The sequence below is a fragment of the Paenibacillus diazotrophicus genome (genome assembly GCF_042610465.1).
Genome location: NZ_JBGJZN010000007.1, coordinates 137,517 through 153,733, shown reverse-complemented (window position 1 = coordinate 153,733; position 16,217 = coordinate 137,517). Strand labels below are relative to the sequence as shown.

Genomic DNA, 16,217 nt, shown 5'->3' with positions numbered 1-16,217 from the left:
ACTGCTCATTGTCTCTCTAGGGCTATAATCTCACTTGCTATTTGTGCCGCACGCAAAAAGTCGCCTGACTTCTCTGCTTGAATCATCTCTTCGCGTTTCAGTTCCATCCCGCGCTTTACGGGGTATTTCCGTACTTCACGGATACAATCATCCAGAACCTGCGTATTCCAGTCCGGAGGAGTGTCCATCATGGAAATGGCTGTGGCAGTCTTTTCCAGACGGTCATCCTGAAGCGATGATAGAAACCGGCTGATGCCGGGTGGTTTGCCTTGTGCGTAATAGGCATATAGATAAGCGGCTATTGCCGCATGATCATCGATGTTGAACTCTTCTCCGAGGCGTTCTCCTACATATGCTGCGACTTCCGGGTCCTGTATCATCAAGGACAGCAGGCGCCTTTCGGCAACATGGTAAGCCGGCAGCAAAGTCGGTGTTTGCACCTGCCCTTTTTTATGCCTACCATTATTCCACCTTTTGTCGTTATTATCCCCTTCGGGGATGTTTTTTTGCATCGACGCCCGAAGTAAATTGCAGTCCTGCTTCAAGCTATCATATGACAGCTCCAGCTCCGAGGCGATTTCACGAAGGTAGACCTCCCGCTCTGTGGAGGAATGCAGGGATGCGATAATCTCCAGCGCCTCCTTGACATAGGCGATTTTACCGTCTTCCTCTAGGAGTATATGGTTTTTTTTCAGATATATAAGCTTAAATTTAATCGATGAGACCGCTGAATCAATGACTTGATCCTTGAAGCGCTCTCCGCCATAACGGGAGATGAACTCATCGGGATCGAGCCCGCTCGGAAGCATGGCAACCTTGACCCGCAGGCCATTGTCCTCCAGCATCGGGATAGCTTTAATCGCAGCAGCTTGTCCCGCCTTGTCACCGTCATAAGCCAGAACAATCTCATCCCCCAGGCTCTTCATCAGCGCCACATGTCCATCTGTAAGTGAGGTTCCCATGGTAGCAACACCGTTATGCACACCTGCTTCCCAAGCCGAAATGACATCACCATAGCCTTCAAAAAGGACGATTTGCCGCGTTTTGCGGATGGATGCTTTGGATTGGTGCAAATTGTACAGAATACGGCTTTTGTTAAACAATCTGCTCTCAGGAGAATTCAAATATTTCGGCTGGCCATCCCCCAGAATTCTTCCGGCAAAAGCAATCACCTTTCCGGTGCGGTTCGCAATCGGGAAAATCACACGCCCGCGGAAGCGGTCAAGGTACCCTTTGCCTTCGCCTCTGGCTGACAGCAATCCGCCCTTCTCCATCTCGCCGAGATCAAAATTCCTTTTCTCAAGGAACTGCAGAAGTGTATCCCAGCGGTCCGGTGCGAAGCCGATTTGGAACTGGTCGATCATTTTGTCGCTGAAGCCCCGGGATCTCAAATAATCCATGGCGGCAGTGCCGTATTCCGTATTCTTCAGCAGAAAATGATAAAATTTTGCCGACAGCTCATAGGCTTGAATCAGCCGGTCACGCTCAGGATCAGGAGGAGACTGAATCCCCCCCGCTCCTTCTGGAATAGATATATCGCTTTCTTCAGCCATGATTCGGACTGCTTCGGGGAAGGATAACCCTTCGATTTCCATCCTGAATTTGATGGCATTTCCACCCATACCGCAGCCAAAGCAATGAAAGACACCCCTGTCAGGGGTTACAGTGAAGGAAGGAGTTTTCTCCGAATGAAACGGGCAGAGGCCCCATAAATATTTCCCCTGCTTGGACAAATGGACAACCTTACCGACTGTATCGACAATGTCATGCCGTGCAAGCACATTCTCGATAACCTCTTCCGGAATATTACCTTGTCCGCTAGCCACTTCAACCACCTTCATCTCTTAACAAGTAAATATAATTCGCTATAGCTGTACATTCTCCTGCAAAATTGTTAAAAGTTTTGTCAGTTTATGTTGAAAATAATTTTTTTCTTCCGCAGTGATCGCTTTAGGTCCCTTGGAATAATGGCCCCTTCTGCGCTCCACGGCTCTGGCATGCCTGCCCTCCAGCATAAAATCCATTGTGGAATCTTCATATTCCTGCCCACGGTTAGACAATACCCGGCAACGTTTGCCAAGCGCCAGTGCAGCAAGGCCATAATCCTGGGTAACAACAATGTCTCCTGCAGAAATATGATTGGCGATGTACAGGTCGGCGCTGTCTGCTCCCCGGTCCACTTGAACGATTGAAACGCCTGCTTCGCCCTTAAGCACATGATCGTAGGAAGAGACCATGATTACCGGGATACCGAACCTCCGGGCGACCGTAATAATTTCTTGCTTCACCGGACAAGCATCCCCGTCGACTACGATCTTTCTTTCCTGGGAACCTTCCATGAACATCACCAATTTCCCGTTTAATATATATACGCTTTGCCGGACAGAAATCCTTCTTTGAAAAGCATAAATACGGAACGAATGACAACTTACGCATTGGCACCGTTCCGTATATTTATACCCCAAACCATCGATCTATACCATAACTGCACAAAGTTGTACATTTTGGGGTCGGATACAGACATCAGGGTCTGCTCAGAAAGTGACTACCACACCAGCTTGCCAAAGTCGGCAAAGGCTTTGGAATCCGCATCAATTCCGGCCAGCAGAGCCAAACGGTTCGTACGAATCTGCTCGTCTTCGGCCATGACCATTACAGAATCAAAAAATCCGGTAACCGCATCCTTCAGACCCGACAGAATCCGCAGCGCTTCCGCTGCATCTCTGGCTTTCAGAGCCTCCTGATAAGGTGTGTGAATAGCCTGCCAGGTTTCATACAGCTTCTGCTCTGCCTCTTCCTTCAGTAAAGAAGGTTCTACGGTACTGCCTGGAGCCGCTTTGGTTGCCAAATTGCTCACCCGTGTCAGTGAATCCACAGTAATTTTGAAATCCGCCTGATCATTTACAGTATCCATAAGCGCACGGCTTCTGCCTACTACAGCCACGATATCATCGAAGCCTGCCGCAATCACTGCATCCACAACATCATAGCGAACGTTGTCGGATAACAAGCGTTTTACGCGCAGTCCGAAGAACTCGTAAAGATTAATACGCAGGTCCGGGGTTAAATGTTTCTCTGTCCGTAAACTTTCATGCACTTCCACCGCTGCGTCAAAAATATCCTGTAAAGAGATGGTAAGCTTATGCTCAAGAACAATCTGCACAATACCTGCCGCCTGACGGCGAAGGGCATAAGGGTCCTGTGAGCCTGTCGGGATAATGCCGATGGAGAAGCAGCCGACAATGGTGTCTATTTTATCCGCAAGACTGACAACCATTCCCACTTCCGAAGCAGGGACCGCATCTCCTGCGAACCGCGGCTGATAGTGCTCGAAGATCCCTTTGGCAACCGCTTCAGGTTCCCCGGCCTTGCGCGCATAATCCTCACCCATGGTTCCCTGCAGTTCCGAAAACTCATTAACCATTTGGGTAACCAGATCGAATTTGCAAATATCAGCAGTCCGGCTAACTTCAGCAGCCGTACTATCGGATAGCCCCAGCTTAGCCGCCAGCCGGTCAGCTACTGCACGAATCCGGCGAACCTTATCACCTACGCTGCCCAGCTCTTCGTGATACACGATATTCTCAAGCTTAGCTAGCGCATCGCTGATCTGCAGCTTCTGGTCCTCTTCATAAAAGAACTTCGCATCCGACAGGCGTGCACGCAGCACCTTCTCATTACCTTTGGCGATCACGTCCAGCGACTGTGCATTGCCGTTGCGAACGGTAACGAAGAAAGGCAGAAGTGCACCCGCTGCATCGAACACCGGGAAATAACGCTGATGCTCACGCATCGAGGTGATCAGCACATCCTGCGGAATGTTCAAGAATGAAGCGTCAAAGGTGCCAAACAGCACGGTCGGAGTTTCCACCAGGAACAATACTTCCTCCAGCAGATCCTCTTTGACCGCTATGGTCCAGTTCTTTTCTTCAGCAAGCTTGTTGATCTGGTTCAAAATCAGCTCTTCGCGTTCCTTCACATCTACCAGTACATGCTGGCTGCGCATAGTTTCCACATACTGTGCCGGCTCAGCGATGACCGCTTCGGTTCCCAGGAACCGGTGTCCACGGCTTACATTTCCGGCTTTGACGCCGGTAATTTCAAGATCCACAATCTCTTGGCCGAATAAAGCTACAAGCCAGCGGATTGGACGGACAAATTTGAAATCATACGCCCCCCAGCGCATATTTTTCGGGAAGGTCATCGAGTTTACAATACCACTTAGTCCTTCAGATAACAGGGAGGAGGTGTTCACCCCGTCACTGTTCTTGGTAGCATAGATATATTCCACTCCAGCCAGCTCTTTAAACGTGAACTGTTCCGGTGAAACCCCTTGGCTGCGGGCAAAGCCGAGTGCAGCCTTACTCCAATCGCCGTTTGCATCCAGCGCGATTTTGCGGGAAGGGCCCTTCACTTCTTCACTTACATCCTCTTGTCTTTCCGCCGCATCCTTCACCAGAACTGTAAGACGGCGCGGCGTGGCATAGGCGCTTACTCCGCCATGGGAGATGCGCGAAGCTTCCAGCCATTTAGAGGTTCTATCCTGCAGCTGTTCCATCGCAGCACGGATGAAGCGGGCAGGAACCTCTTCAAGTCCGATCTCAAACAATATATCCTTAGACAAGGTCAGCACCTTCTTTCTTCAGCAGCGGGAAGCCTAGCTTCTCGCGTTCCTCCAGATATGTTGCCGCTACGGTGCGGGCAAGATTGCGGACTCTAGTAATAAAGCCCGTACGTTCGGTCACACTGATCGCTCCGCGCGCATCCAGAAGGTTGAAAGTGTGCGAGCATTTCAGCACATAATCGTAAGCCGGGAACACAAGGTGCTTCTCCATGGCTCTGCGTGCTTCCTCTTCATACGTGTTGAAGAGTGTGAACAGCATTTTGACATCGGATACTTCAAAGGTATAGGTAGAATGCTCCACTTCCGGCTGGTGGAATACATCGCCATAGGTCATGCCATCTACCCATTCCAGATCAAATACATTTTCCTTGTCCTGAATATAGGAAGCCAGACGTTCCATACCGTAAGTGATTTCGACAGCTACCGGACTGGTCTCAATACCGCCGACTTGCTGGAAATACGTAAATTGTGTGATTTCCATACCATCCAGCCACACTTCCCAACCGAGACCCGCGCAGCCCAGGGATGGATTCTCCCAGTTGTCTTCGACAAACCGGATGTCATGTAAAAGCGGGTCTACCCCAAGCGCCTTCAGACTGTCGAGATACAGCTCCTGGATATTGTCCGGGGACGGCTTGATGATCACCTGGAACTGGTGATGCTGATACAGGCGGTTCGGGTTCTCCCCGTAACGTCCGTCTGACGGGCGGCGTGAAGGCTCCACATAAGCTACCTTCCACGGCTCCGGTCCGAGCGAACGCAGGAAGGTCATGGGATTCATGGTTCCTGCCCCTTTTTCCGTATCATACGGCTGGACGAGAATACAGTTCTGTGCAGACCAGAACTGCTGCAGCGTCAAAATCATCTGCTGAAAATTCATACTACCGACTCCTTCGCTTCACAAGTTTAACTGCGCCTCTTGCCATGGTTCATTTGCCTGATGTGCGATGGAGGCGGCTAAGTCCTATCCTTGTGTGTTGCCGGATGCCATTCGCACCCTTACCACAAGGCAAAAAAGCTCCCGCCCCCATGCCTGATATACAGACATAGGGACGAGAGCTTGAAGTTACTCCCGCGGTTCCACCCTACTTGATCTCATCGATAACGACGAAATCCACTTTCATTCAAGCCGCTTGCGTACTCCCGGGTGCCATGTTCATGAACGTTGTCCCGCCAGGCTTCCACTATCCCCGGCTCGCTTAAGCGACAATGATGTTCATTACTTTCCCGATCAATGCACGTTTCTCCATGTTAGGAGCTATAACGGCACAACTATAAAAGAAACTGAACCTATAGTAACGGATTTTTTGCAATTCGTCAAATATGGTATCGATCCAGCTGGTCCAGGAAATTCTGTGACTTCAGCTTCAGCCCCAGCTGATGATCCATAAAGGCCCGCATGATCTTTTTGAGTTCAGCCCTCGTCTCTTCCTTCACATCTACGCTGCCAAGCCTTGTCAGATCAAGGGCAGCAAATAAACGCAGCAGCTTGAGAGCACGGGGGGAGACCTCCATAGCCGGAGGATCATTATGCCTGCAGCTGCGGCAGAGTACCCCGCCGAAGCGGGGGCTTACCCGCAATTCCTCATCAGGCTTGTCCAAGCCGCAGACGATACAATGGTCCAGCTGTGGACCGTAGCCTGCTGCCTGCAGGATTTTCATTTCAAAGACATTAGTAATGATGCCAGGCTCCTTGTCTTCCTCGAGCGCATTCAGGCAGGCAGAGAGCTGCCGGTACCAGAAGCTGCCGGTCTCCTCATCATGGAGCACACGGTCAAGCAGCTCGCAGGCGTATGAAGCATAAGCCGCCTTGACCAGATCCTCGCGAAGCGGATGGTGGGACTGTGTAATTTCTCCGGCATTCAGTGTGCCGAGTCCCCCATTGTTGCGAAAAAATACAAATTCCCCGGCAGTGAACAACTGGATCAAGGCAGCATGACGGCTTTTGACCTTTTTGGCCCCGCGCACAAGAACGCCTACTTTGCCGGCGTTCTCGGTGCAAAGCGTAATAATCGCGTTCCCCTCGCCGTAGTCCATGCTGCGGATGACGATCCCTTCCACCCTGTATAGCATGCCTCTTCCCCCAACCACTCGGCAAGCAACCAGTCCTTATTGCGCTTCTTCATCCAGGACCTTCTCTTCCTCCGCAGGCAGCTCTATGCTGCCACTGAGCGGATCTGCGGCTTCTTTGTACAACAGATAAGCATCGACATCTCCAGTCATTGCAAAATACTTCCACGAAAAGTCTCGCATTCGTATTCATCCTTTCTTCGGAAACACGATGTCTCTTCAGAAATAGGATGTGCGATGGGCCAGGATCTATCCTTGCAATTCCTGCCAGGTGTATTTCAGAAAGCCGCAAATACGGATATTAAAGATCTTTGTGGAAGCCCAAATCACGCAGAACGCGGTCCTGGTTACGCCAGTCTTTTTTCACTTTTACCCACAGCTCCAAAAAAATCTTCGAACCCAGCAGGTTCTCAATATCCGTACGGGCCCGTCGGCCAACCTCTTTCAATAGCGCACCCTGCTTGCCAATAATAATCCCTTTCTGGGAATCCCGCTCCACAAAAATAACAGCCGAAACATGGACAACACCATTGGATTCAACACGCATGTCCTCAATAGCAACCGCAATGGAATGCGGCACCTCTTCGCGGGTCAGATGCAGAATTTTCTCACGGATCAATTCCGCACAGACGAACTGTTCCGGATGGTCGGTAATCTGGTCATCGGGATAATACTGCGGGCCTTCCGGCAGATATTTCGCTACCTGGTCTAGCAGCGTATTTACGTTGCTGCCAAGCTTGGCAGAGATCGGTACAATTTCAGCGAATTCATGCAGCTTGTTGTATTCGGTGATCAGCGGAAGCAGCGCTTCGGGCTCGATCTTATCAATTTTGTTCATCACAAGAATGACCGGTGTCTTGATTCCGTTCAGCTGCTCGGCGATATAGCGGTCACCGCCGCCCATACCTTCGGAAGCATCCACCAGGAACAGTACGGCTTCCACCTCATGCAGCGTGCTCATCGCCGTCTGGTTCATGTAATCACCCAGCTTGGACTGTCTTTTATGGATACCCGGCGTGTCCAGGAATACAATCTGCGAATTGTTAGCAGTGTATACCCCGTGAATTTTGTTTCGGGTTGTCTGCGGCTTGTCCGACATGATGGCGATCTTCTGTCCAATCACCTGATTCATGAGTGTCGATTTGCCTACGTTCGGTCTGCCGATAATGGCAACAAAGCCTGATTTGAATTTCATATAATCTTCTTCCTTCCTACTTCCTTCTTGATCCCTCTAAGGGTGTTTCGATCCCCCTAAATCCCCCTTAGCCAAGGGGGACCCCAAGGGCCCCGGCCCTCTGGACACCCGGAATTGGGCGAAGGAGTGGCTTTGTGGCACATGGGAAGGAGGAATAGAGGACTGAGCGCTTTCGTTCCCTGCGGGAACACGCTTAACTGTGATGTTGTACTTTATACATTTAGAATTCGCATATAAAAGGCTGTTTAACTTAGTGAGTCCCTGTATCAAACTTCGACTTCAGCTTACTCAGGAGCTTGACCCTGCTCCAGATCGGATGGTCCAAACGCGCCTGGGAGTAAATCCCGGACAGTAGTCTCCTGAATATCCCCCCTCAGGTTGCCGAGAATGACCTTCATATCCGGAGGGCATAACTCTACCATGACTTGGCGGCAGACGCCGCAAGGTGATACGGGTCCGTCTGTATCAGCAATGACTGCGATCGCCTTGAAGCTTCCGGCCTTATGGCCGTCCGCTATGGCGCGGAAAAGCGCAGTCCGTTCGGCACAGTTCGTCGGCCCGTATGCGGCATTCTCCACATTGCAGCCATGATGAACGTGGCCGTCCTGGTCCAGCAATGCCGCACCGACACCGAAACGGGAGTAGGGGATATAGGCATTGGCCCGTGCTTTGATCGCTTCTTGTAAGAGTAGGGCAGATTCCATAGTTGTCCTCCTAAGGATTTGTGTAAGCATATGCTCCCTTGAATTCACTTCGTACAAATCATGAAGTTCTGATACTTGAAACTTCCGTCTGATTATGTGAAGCTACACCGCATGAATTCCCATGGGTGAAGACAATGAAAGACGGAGCGCAAAACGCGGGTCCGCCTCTCCCATAAGCTTTAGTTGTACACTGATTATGACATAAGTCCGGTGATCCAGTCCATCACAGGATGATAAAATACATAGATCCCAGCGATGACAGCAAAGACTGCCGTCAGCAATACAGCACCTGCGGCGGTATCCTTCGCCTTTTTAGCCAAGGGATGAATCTCCGGGGAAACCAGATCAATCGTCGCTTCAATAGCGGTATTCAGCAATTCAGCAGTCAGGACGAGCGTAATCACAAGCAACAGCAGCATCCAGCTGGACAGGGGAAGCCTGAAAATGACAGCAGCAACAAGCACCAGCACAGCTAAAGTGCTGTGCACCTTCATATTCAGCTCGGATCGGAACGCTGAAGCAATGCCATGCGCAGCAAACCGAAAGGAGTGCCAGAACTTTTTGTGGCCCACCGCCGTATTCTTGACCATTAGCGGGTCAACCCGACCTGTGCCAGCACCTGCTCCTGCTTGGACATCATTTCAGCTTCCGAAGCCGCATCCTGATGATCATAACCCAGTAGATGCAGGAAGCCGTGGACAAACAGGAAGCCCAGCTCGCGTTCCAGGGAATGTCCATATTCCTGCGCCTGCTCCTGCGCCCGGGTCACGGAGATAATGATGTCGCCCAGAACATAGGGAACTTCTTCTCCTTCTCCATCATCCTGTGAAGCATATATAATCTCCGGCTCGTCTTCTCCGGTCTCGTTCATGGCAAAGGAGAGTACATCCGTCGGACGGTCTATCCCCCTGTACTCCATATTCAATTCGTGGATACGCTCATTATTGACAAAAGTGAGGTCCACTTCGCCTTCGTCAATCCCTTCCATTTGACCTGCCTTTTGCAAAATACTCTCCAGCAGGGCAATCAGCTCATCGCTTATTAGATGCTCATCCTGTTCGTTGTTCCAAACGATTGCTAGGCTCATGTGGTTACGGCCCCTTCCTCTTTTTTCGGTTTCTTCACATCCTCGGGATATTCGATCCGCGAGTGAAAAATCCCCATTATCGTCTCTTTCAGCGTCCGTGCGATAATGTCTAACTCTTTGATCGTCAGGTCGCATTCATCGAACTGATGATCATCCAGACGGCTTTTGATGATTTTCTCAATCATCGTCTCTACCTGCACCACTGTGGGTTTGCGGAGCGAACGGACGGCGGCTTCCACACTGTCTGCGATTCCGACCACCGCGGATTCTTTGGACTGCGCTTTCGGTCCGGGGTATCTGAAGTCATCTTCGGTGAAATCGGGCTCTACCCCTTTTTCTTCAGCAAGCTTAAGTGCCTTATGATAAAAATAATGCAGGAATGTCGTGCCATGATGCTGCTCGGCAATATCGCGGATAGGCTTGGGCAGCTTGTACTCTTTCTGCATTTCCACCCCATCCCGGGCATGCGACACAATGATCGACTTACTGAGCATCGGCTCAATCGAATCATGTGGATTCTCCATATTGTTCTGGTTCTCGATGAAATAAAACGGCCGTTTGGTCTTACCCACATCGTGATAATAGGATCCGACCCTGCAGAGTAGTCCGTCCGCACCAATCGCTTCCGCAGCAGCTTCAGAGAGATTGCCGACCATCACACTATGATGATAGGTACCCGGCGTTTCGGTAAGCAGCTTGCGCAGCAGAGGGTGATTCGGATTCGACAACTCCACAAGCTTCAGCGCTGACAGAATGCCAAAGGTCGCCTCGAAGAAGGGCATCAGACCAATAACCAGTACTGCAGTCAGCAGACCGCCGGCAAAAGAAAAGCCGATGGCATAGAGAGTCTGCGTCTGATTCCAGCCTCCTCCGCCAAGCAGGGTAAGCATAAACACCGTCAGGCAGCCGAATAGTGATACCATGATCCCGCCTTTTAGGAGCGTGGAACGCTGTCCTGCACGGTGGGTAGCGAAGATGGCCACATAACAAACAATAAGTGCAAAGAACCCGAAAGTGAAATCAAATACAGTGTTCTGCTGTACATTCAGAATAATACTAGCGAGTACACTGAATAAAATGGAACAAAAATAGGCCAAGGTCATATCCAGCAGCATGGTGATCAGCATTGCACCAATAGCAACCGGGGCCAGAAAACCGACATAAGAACGGACATCCGTCTGCAGAAACGCAGCCAGCTTCATGGTAATAATCGTAATGATAAATACCAGCACCAGCATCAGCAGCTGGGAATTATTATACTTAAAGCCTGAGGTGCCTCCGGTATAACGGATGAATGTCAGCAGGCCGAAGGACAGCATTGCCGCCAGCAGCAGCAGACCGAATTGCGGCCAGTAATTAACCTCATTGCTCAGCAGACCGTTATCATCCAGAAGTGCATATAACTCGGGAGTGATCAGCTCCCCTTTTGCCACAAGCACATCGCCTTGCTCGATGAACACATCAGGTGTATTCTCCCGGGCCTGTACCTTGGCTTCTTTGGTCGCATCCTCATCATAGAACTTGTTACTTGTAATGACGAGCCGTACCAGTTCCTGTACAACCTCACGGGCCGTGCGCTGACTCAGCGAGCTGACACTGACCTGCTCAGCCACTTTGGCACGTGCGGTCTGGGCATCGGTAATCTGGTCATTCATCAGCTTGGTAACGATATCCCTGGCGACCGGCTTCATCTCGATAATATCCTGCGAGGTCAGACGCGGAATCTTGATAAACGTCTCTTCCGGGATAACATAGGTCTGATCCTTAATCACCGACTGCATTTCATCCAGCAAATGCTCAGAATAGGCACCGGAATTACGGCTGGAGGTCACAAAGTTCAGTATAAAATCATTCGCCCGCTGAGGAATCTCCTCGCGGTAAATTGCCGTTTTGTCGGACTGCGAGATAAGATCATCCTGATTCAGGCGGTCTATCCGGTCAAGCAGAGAGGTTACTAGATTGTCCGCTCTCATCGGAATGATCGCATAACGGTTGGTTACGTTCTCAGCCGCTTCTTCCTGGGCTTTCAGCTTGGCTTTGGTGTCTAGGATTTGTTTGGGTGCAGTGATCTCTTTGGCGCTGCGGGTTCCCTCTTTGATATCATATTTCTTAGGTACCAGGTCAGGGGATAGGCTGAAGTAGAAAACAAGCCCCAATAACAGGAAAAGAGCATAGCGCGTTGCCGCGCTATACTTCCAGCCATTATTGCTGTATACAAATCCGCTTAATTTTGATGGTTGCTTTGAGGCCATGAAGACAGTCCCCTTTTTTATTCGAGGTTTTCGGCAGAGCGTTCATAGGCGACGATAATTTTCTGTACCAGGGAATGCCGGACAACGTCCTGTTCAGCAAAATAGACAAAACCCAGCTCATCAATGCCGGATAAAATGGCTTTGGCTTCAATCAGACCGGATTTCTTGCCGCGCGGCAAGTCGATCTGGGTGACATCCCCCGTAATCACCATCTTGGAGCCGAATCCAAGGCGGGTCAGGAACATTTTCATTTGTTCCGGGGTGGTATTCTGGGCTTCGTCTAGAATGATAAAAGAATCATCAAGCGTGCGTCCGCGCATGTAAGCAAGCGGAGCAATCTCAATCAGGCCGCGTTCAAGCGCCTTGGCGACCTGATCAGGACCCATAACGTCGTACAGCGCGTCGTAAAGCGGACGGAGATAGGGATCCACCTTCTCCTGCAGATCACCAGGGAGGAAACCCAGGCTCTCGCCAGCTTCCACAGCCGGACGAGTTAGAACTATACGTTTGACGGAACCTTCCTTCAGCGCTGTAACGGCCAGCACAACGGCAAGATAGGTTTTGCCGGTACCTGCAGGCCCGATGCCGAAGACGATGTCCCGCTTTTTGATGGTAGTTACGTAATGCTTCTGACCAATGGTTTTGACACGGATAGGCTTGCCGCGGAAGGTTGTCGTGATTTCACCCTTGAACAAATCAAGCAGCTGGTCGGCACGGAAATCCTTGGCCAGCTCCACCGCATACTGAATATCCCGTTCACTGAGTATGTAGCCGCTGCGAATCAGCGAGAGCAGTACAGTAAGCAGTTGTCCCAGCATGTCCACTTCCCGTTCCGCTCCGCGAATCGTAATTTCAGCTTCACGCGAGTCAATAACGGCAGGAATTTCACTTTCGATAATTTTCAGAAAACCATCCTGCGGGCCGAACAGGGATTGCGCTTCTCCCGCATTTTGCAAAGATATACGAATGCTTGCAGTCTGTTCTGACAAGTAGCCTCATTCTCCTCAGTTGTTTACTAGCGGAAGTTCTTCCGTAATTCTCTCTTCCACTTCAAAGAGCACTTTCATATAAACTTTACCATTGTCTTTCTTCTCATGCAAAATTTTTTGACTTTTTATGGTGCTGTCTGTGCCGTAACGGGCCAAAATATCATTCTTCGCCCGGGTTATTCCCTCTAACCGCGCAGCTTCGGGTGTCAGCGTCTCAGCCGTGCTGCGCACCTCCATCTCCTTCTCAGTCATCAGTCCCAGCGGCAGCTGGAATGACCGCCATGTCAGCGGATCATGCTCCGTGAGCGTACGTGATTCAGTAAAGCCTGATACCCCGTAGCCCCACAGCTGAATCGCCCATTTGCCAAGCACCAGATAGGTGCGGTCCTTCCGTTCCCCTGTAAATGAGCTTCCTGTCCTTTTCAGCGGCACTTCTATATTATATTCGTGCCAGACGAGCCCCTTCACCTCGCCTTTGGCAACCACAGATTGCATGTTTTCTTCATCACCAAGCGTACCGGAGATTAATATCTGGCCCTTTTTCACACGCATGTTGCGGCTTACTACAGGCCTGCCCTGCTCCGCGTAGATTTCACTGACCACTGCATCGGTCCTGCTGACCAGATGACGCGGACTGAGCAAAGGCTTGTTCTCCGGCTGGTCAGACTCGACAATCTGGATTTTGACGCTAGTCCCTGTCCGCTGTACGCCTACCCAGGAGACGCCTGGGAGCTCTGAAGTCAGTGCCTTAGAGAGCTTGTCCGGATCATCCATGCGCCATATCCACTGGAAAGGGTATACCCCCTCCTGACGTGCGGCCTGCAGGATATCCTCGGAGGCAATCCTGTTGTTGCCTTCTATGCGGATGGTCCATATCATCGAGGACAGCAGCAGAAGACTAATTCCAAACAGGAGTATACCTGCGGCAAAAAACTTCCGTTTCCACAATCTGGCCGCCCGGAAAGGCAGTCCATTTCGGGCTATGATCCGCGAACGGCAGCCTGTCTTTTTCAAGAGCGGCCGAAGGACAAAAAAATCATCCAGCAGCAGATTTAGGGTAGCACCGTTGTCGGCAGGCCTGACGTTCCAGATCACAATGTCTGCTTCGGTTACTGCGTTGATAAACTTTTCCACCTGCGGTCCCGTCACATGCAGTGTAACGAACCCCCGCAGTGATGACAGAGGCGGTTCCTTCATGATTTCTCCTCGCTTCCCTTATATCTGATTTCTCCGATAATCCCCTCTACGGTCAGCTCCTGGCCCAGAATATTACGAATCATCAGCCCCTCGCCGGAAATCTCCAGCGAACCGTTTACTAACGCCAGCTTCAACTGCCCGGAGGAAAAATGCAGCACGCCGCGGTGGTTTTCGATATACAGTTCTTTATTGCCGATCAGGGTGATACGGGGCAGCTCCTGCAGTACATCCTGCGGAAGATCCAGCACCCCGTTTGTCCATCCCCGCAGCCTGCGGCCAATACGGGTCATAAGTAGACTTCTCCCCCTTCCTGCCTTCTGTACACCTTATGCGGGATCGCTTTTGTTTATGAGAAGAACTGGCGAAGTGTAGCCCTTGTACATGCTTAGGTTGGCAAAAAAAGCTCCGGATTCCTGATCGGAACCCGAAGCTTAGTGAAGCGTTGACATATACAGTTTGTGGTCCGTACAGATTATCTGCGAAAAGTGCGGGGCTGACGTGACCGCGGCGGGCCCAGTATTTCCGCCCATAAGAGACCTTCCCGCAGGGCCTTACGGTCTGCAGTGAATTCCCGACCAATCTCCTGGGCGGCTTCTGGCCGTGTCCCAGCGCTCCCGGTGTTTGGGGTGGCGCCGTTCCCGCCAAATTGCGATTCCAGGCGCTTCAGCTCACGCTCCATGCGTTCTGCACGGATCTGCACGCTGTCTTCCGGGATATACTCTAAGGAAACCCCTTCCCCGGTCTGGTAATCGGGAGATGGTGATTCAGCAGATTCCGGCCATGCCGGAGAAGCATCATACCCCGTTTCCGGGTAAGAAGATGAAGGACGGCTTAGGGTAGTGGAATCTGCCCTAGGTTCAGGAAAACCGCTACGCTCATTTCCAAGTCTGCCCTGCGTTCGCCGGGAGGGCTGCAGCGGATTCCCTCCGCCGCCGCCAAATGTAGGCATCCCTCCGCGCGGAACAGCGGAACCCTTCTTTTTCCCCGCCTTATTCAGACTCGAAATGATTCCAATGATGATAATCGCCACTACATAAATCAAGCTGCCCATGGGACTCTCAACCCCTTATTTATTGGTTGGACGGCTGTTGTCTTCACCATCGTTTAATTTGCCTAGCGAACCGCGCATTTGCGTGTCAGCTTCGATATTTTTGAGATTCATATAATCCATTACTCCAAGCTTGCCTGAGCGTAGCGCTTCCGCCATAGCCAGCGGCACTTTGGACTCGGACTCGACTACAAGCGCCTTCATCTCGACGACGCGGGCCTTCATTTCCTGCTCATGGGCGACAGCCATTGCTCTGCGCTCTTCTGCTTTGGCCTGGGCGATCCGTTTGTCTGCTTCAGCCTGTTCGGTCTGCAGATAGGCACCGATGTTCTTGCCCACATCAATATCCGCGATATCTATGGACAGAATTTCAAAAGCCGTCCCCGAATCCAGCCCCTTGGATAATACAGTACGGGAGATGGAATCTGGATTCTCCAGTACATCCTTATGGGAATCACTTGAACCGACTGTGGTAACAATCCCCTCACCAACACGGGCGATAATGGTTTCTTCGCCTGCACCACCGACGAGACGGTCAATATTGGCGCGTACGGTTACTCTCGCTTTTACCTTAACCTCGATACCATTCTTGGCAACAGCGGCTACAATCGGAGTCTCAATGACACGCGGATTAACGCTCATCTGTACTGCCAGCAGCACATCACGTCCAGCCAAATCGATCGCAGCGGCACGCGTGAATTCCAATGGAATGTCTGCGCGCTGTGCAGCGATTAGTGCATTCACAACCCGGTCAACGTTCCCGCCTGCCAGGTAATGGCTTTCGAGCTGATTGATATTCACGCCAAGCCCGGCCTTGGTCGCCTTGATCAGCGGATTAACAATCCGGCTTGGCGTAACCCGCCGCAGTCTCATCGCCACAAGGGTAATAATACTGATTCGAACACCCGCAGCCCAAGCTGAAACCCATAGCATGACCGGGAAAAAGCTGAAAAACACACTCAGCACAATAATGACAACAACCGCGATCAGCAAAATAGTAATAGTAGACGCTTCAATCATACCTCTTTCAACCCCCGTTAAAATGTAATTT

At 51.1% G+C, this 16,217-nt stretch carries 16 protein-coding genes; all 16 read right to left on the bottom strand.

Annotated elements, in window-relative coordinates; genetic code table 11:
• Positions 1-5: 5 nt before the first annotated feature.
• The 16 genes from dnaG to floA all read right to left on the bottom strand — a co-directional run bounded on the left by dnaG (position 6) and on the right by floA (position 16,186).
• A complete protein-coding gene (dnaG, locus tag ACAN54_RS23330) occupies positions 6-1,841 on the bottom strand; it encodes a DNA primase (RefSeq protein WP_379161157.1) in 1,836 nt (611 codons plus the stop codon).
• A gap of 24 nt (positions 1,842-1,865) precedes the next feature.
• Positions 1,866-2,345 (bottom strand): YaiI/YqxD family protein, encoded by a 480-nt coding sequence (locus ACAN54_RS23325; protein ID WP_379161155.1) that lies wholly within the window; start codon positions 2,343-2,345, stop codon positions 1,866-1,868.
• A 200-nt stretch (positions 2,346-2,545) separates the two neighbouring features.
• The gene (gene glyS, locus ACAN54_RS23320) at positions 2,546-4,624 is read right to left on the bottom strand and encodes a glycine--tRNA ligase subunit beta (RefSeq protein ID WP_379161153.1); all 2,079 of its coding nucleotides are present in this window, start codon (positions 4,622-4,624) and stop codon (positions 2,546-2,548) included.
• Positions 4,617-5,504, bottom strand: coding sequence for a glycine--tRNA ligase subunit alpha (gene glyQ, locus ACAN54_RS23315; RefSeq protein ID WP_074112497.1), 888 nt, complete (start codon positions 5,502-5,504; stop codon positions 4,617-4,619). Before glyQ ends, glyS begins: the two co-directional genes overlap by 8 nt.
• Before the next feature lie 437 nt (positions 5,505-5,941).
• Positions 5,942-6,697 carry a DNA repair protein RecO gene (gene recO, locus ACAN54_RS23310; protein WP_379161151.1) on the bottom strand — a complete coding sequence of 252 codons (756 nt, stop codon included), beginning with the start codon at positions 6,695-6,697 and terminating at the stop codon, positions 5,942-5,944.
• Positions 6,698-6,733: 36 nt separating this feature from the next.
• Complete coding sequence (locus ACAN54_RS23305) at positions 6,734-6,877, bottom strand: YqzL family protein (protein WP_074085694.1); 144 nt, start codon at positions 6,875-6,877, stop codon at positions 6,734-6,736.
• Between the two features lie 118 nt (positions 6,878-6,995).
• Positions 6,996-7,889 (bottom strand): GTPase Era, encoded by an 894-nt coding sequence (gene era / locus ACAN54_RS23300; protein WP_074112500.1) that lies wholly within the window; start codon positions 7,887-7,889, stop codon positions 6,996-6,998.
• 284 nt (positions 7,890-8,173) lie between these two features.
• Positions 8,174-8,623, bottom strand: a complete 450-nt coding sequence (cdd, locus tag ACAN54_RS23295; protein WP_379161592.1) for a cytidine deaminase — start codon at positions 8,621-8,623, stop codon at positions 8,174-8,176.
• Positions 8,624-8,787: 164 nt separating this feature from the next.
• A complete protein-coding gene (locus ACAN54_RS23290) occupies positions 8,788-9,183 on the bottom strand; it encodes a diacylglycerol kinase family protein (RefSeq protein ID WP_379161148.1) in 396 nt (131 codons plus the stop codon).
• Positions 9,183-9,680, bottom strand: coding sequence for an rRNA maturation RNase YbeY (ybeY, locus tag ACAN54_RS23285; RefSeq protein ID WP_379161146.1), 498 nt, complete (start codon positions 9,678-9,680; stop codon positions 9,183-9,185). Before ybeY ends, ACAN54_RS23290 begins: the two co-directional genes overlap by 1 nt.
• Entirely contained in the window at positions 9,677-11,932 is a 2,256-nt protein-coding gene (locus tag ACAN54_RS23280) for an HD family phosphohydrolase (protein ID WP_379161144.1), read from the bottom strand. The genes ybeY and ACAN54_RS23280 overlap by 4 nt, the downstream gene beginning before the upstream one ends.
• Positions 11,933-11,949: 17 nt before the next feature.
• Positions 11,950-12,921: a PhoH family protein gene (locus ACAN54_RS23275; RefSeq protein ID WP_379161142.1), complete on the bottom strand. Its 972-nt coding sequence runs from the start codon at positions 12,919-12,921 to the stop codon at positions 11,950-11,952.
• 15 nt (positions 12,922-12,936) lie between these two features.
• A complete protein-coding gene (yqfD, locus tag ACAN54_RS23270; RefSeq protein ID WP_379161140.1) occupies positions 12,937-14,118 on the bottom strand; it encodes a sporulation protein YqfD in 1,182 nt (393 codons plus the stop codon).
• On the bottom strand, positions 14,115-14,408 hold the full coding sequence (gene yqfC / locus ACAN54_RS23265; RefSeq protein WP_379161138.1) for a sporulation protein YqfC: 294 nt from the start codon (positions 14,406-14,408) through the stop codon (positions 14,115-14,117). Before yqfC ends, yqfD begins: the two co-directional genes overlap by 4 nt.
• Positions 14,409-14,590: 182 nt before the next feature.
• The gene (locus tag ACAN54_RS23260; RefSeq protein WP_379161136.1) at positions 14,591-15,169 is read right to left on the bottom strand and encodes a hypothetical protein; all 579 of its coding nucleotides are present in this window, start codon (positions 15,167-15,169) and stop codon (positions 14,591-14,593) included.
• A gap of 15 nt (positions 15,170-15,184) precedes the next feature.
• Entirely contained in the window at positions 15,185-16,186 is a 1,002-nt protein-coding gene (gene floA / locus ACAN54_RS23255; protein WP_379161134.1) for a flotillin-like protein FloA, read from the bottom strand.
• Positions 16,187-16,217: the final 31 nt, after the last annotated feature.

Coding starts and splice junctions, on each gene's coding strand:
- dnaG (WP_379161157.1), bottom strand. CDS start 1,841: ATGAAGGTGGTTGAAGTGGCTAGCGGACAAGGTAATATTCCGGAAGAG.
- ACAN54_RS23325 (WP_379161155.1), bottom strand. CDS start 2,345: ATGTTCATGGAAGGTTCCCAGGAAAGAAAGATCGTAGTCGACGGGGAT.
- glyQ (WP_074112497.1), bottom strand. CDS start 5,504: ATGAATTTTCAGCAGATGATTTTGACGCTGCAGCAGTTCTGGTCTGCA.
- recO (WP_379161151.1), bottom strand. CDS start 6,697: ATGCTATACAGGGTGGAAGGGATCGTCATCCGCAGCATGGACTACGGC.
- ACAN54_RS23305 (WP_074085694.1), bottom strand. CDS start 6,877: ATGCGAGACTTTTCGTGGAAGTATTTTGCAATGACTGGAGATGTCGAT.
- era (WP_074112500.1), bottom strand. CDS start 7,889: ATGAAATTCAAATCAGGCTTTGTTGCCATTATCGGCAGACCGAACGTA.
- cdd (WP_379161592.1), bottom strand. CDS start 8,623: ATGCTTACACAAATCCTTAGGAGGACAACTATGGAATCTGCCCTACTC.
- ACAN54_RS23290 (WP_379161148.1), bottom strand. CDS start 9,183: ATGGTCAAGAATACGGCGGTGGGCCACAAAAAGTTCTGGCACTCCTTT.
- ybeY (WP_379161146.1), bottom strand. CDS start 9,680: ATGAGCCTAGCAATCGTTTGGAACAACGAACAGGATGAGCATCTAATA.
- ACAN54_RS23280 (WP_379161144.1), bottom strand. CDS start 11,932: ATGGCCTCAAAGCAACCATCAAAATTAAGCGGATTTGTATACAGCAAT.
- yqfD (WP_379161140.1), bottom strand. CDS start 14,118: ATGAAGGAACCGCCTCTGTCATCACTGCGGGGGTTCGTTACACTGCAT.
- yqfC (WP_379161138.1), bottom strand. CDS start 14,408: ATGACCCGTATTGGCCGCAGGCTGCGGGGATGGACAAACGGGGTGCTG.
- ACAN54_RS23260 (WP_379161136.1), bottom strand. CDS start 15,169: ATGGGCAGCTTGATTTATGTAGTGGCGATTATCATCATTGGAATCATT.
- floA (WP_379161134.1), bottom strand. CDS start 16,186: ATGATTGAAGCGTCTACTATTACTATTTTGCTGATCGCGGTTGTTGTC.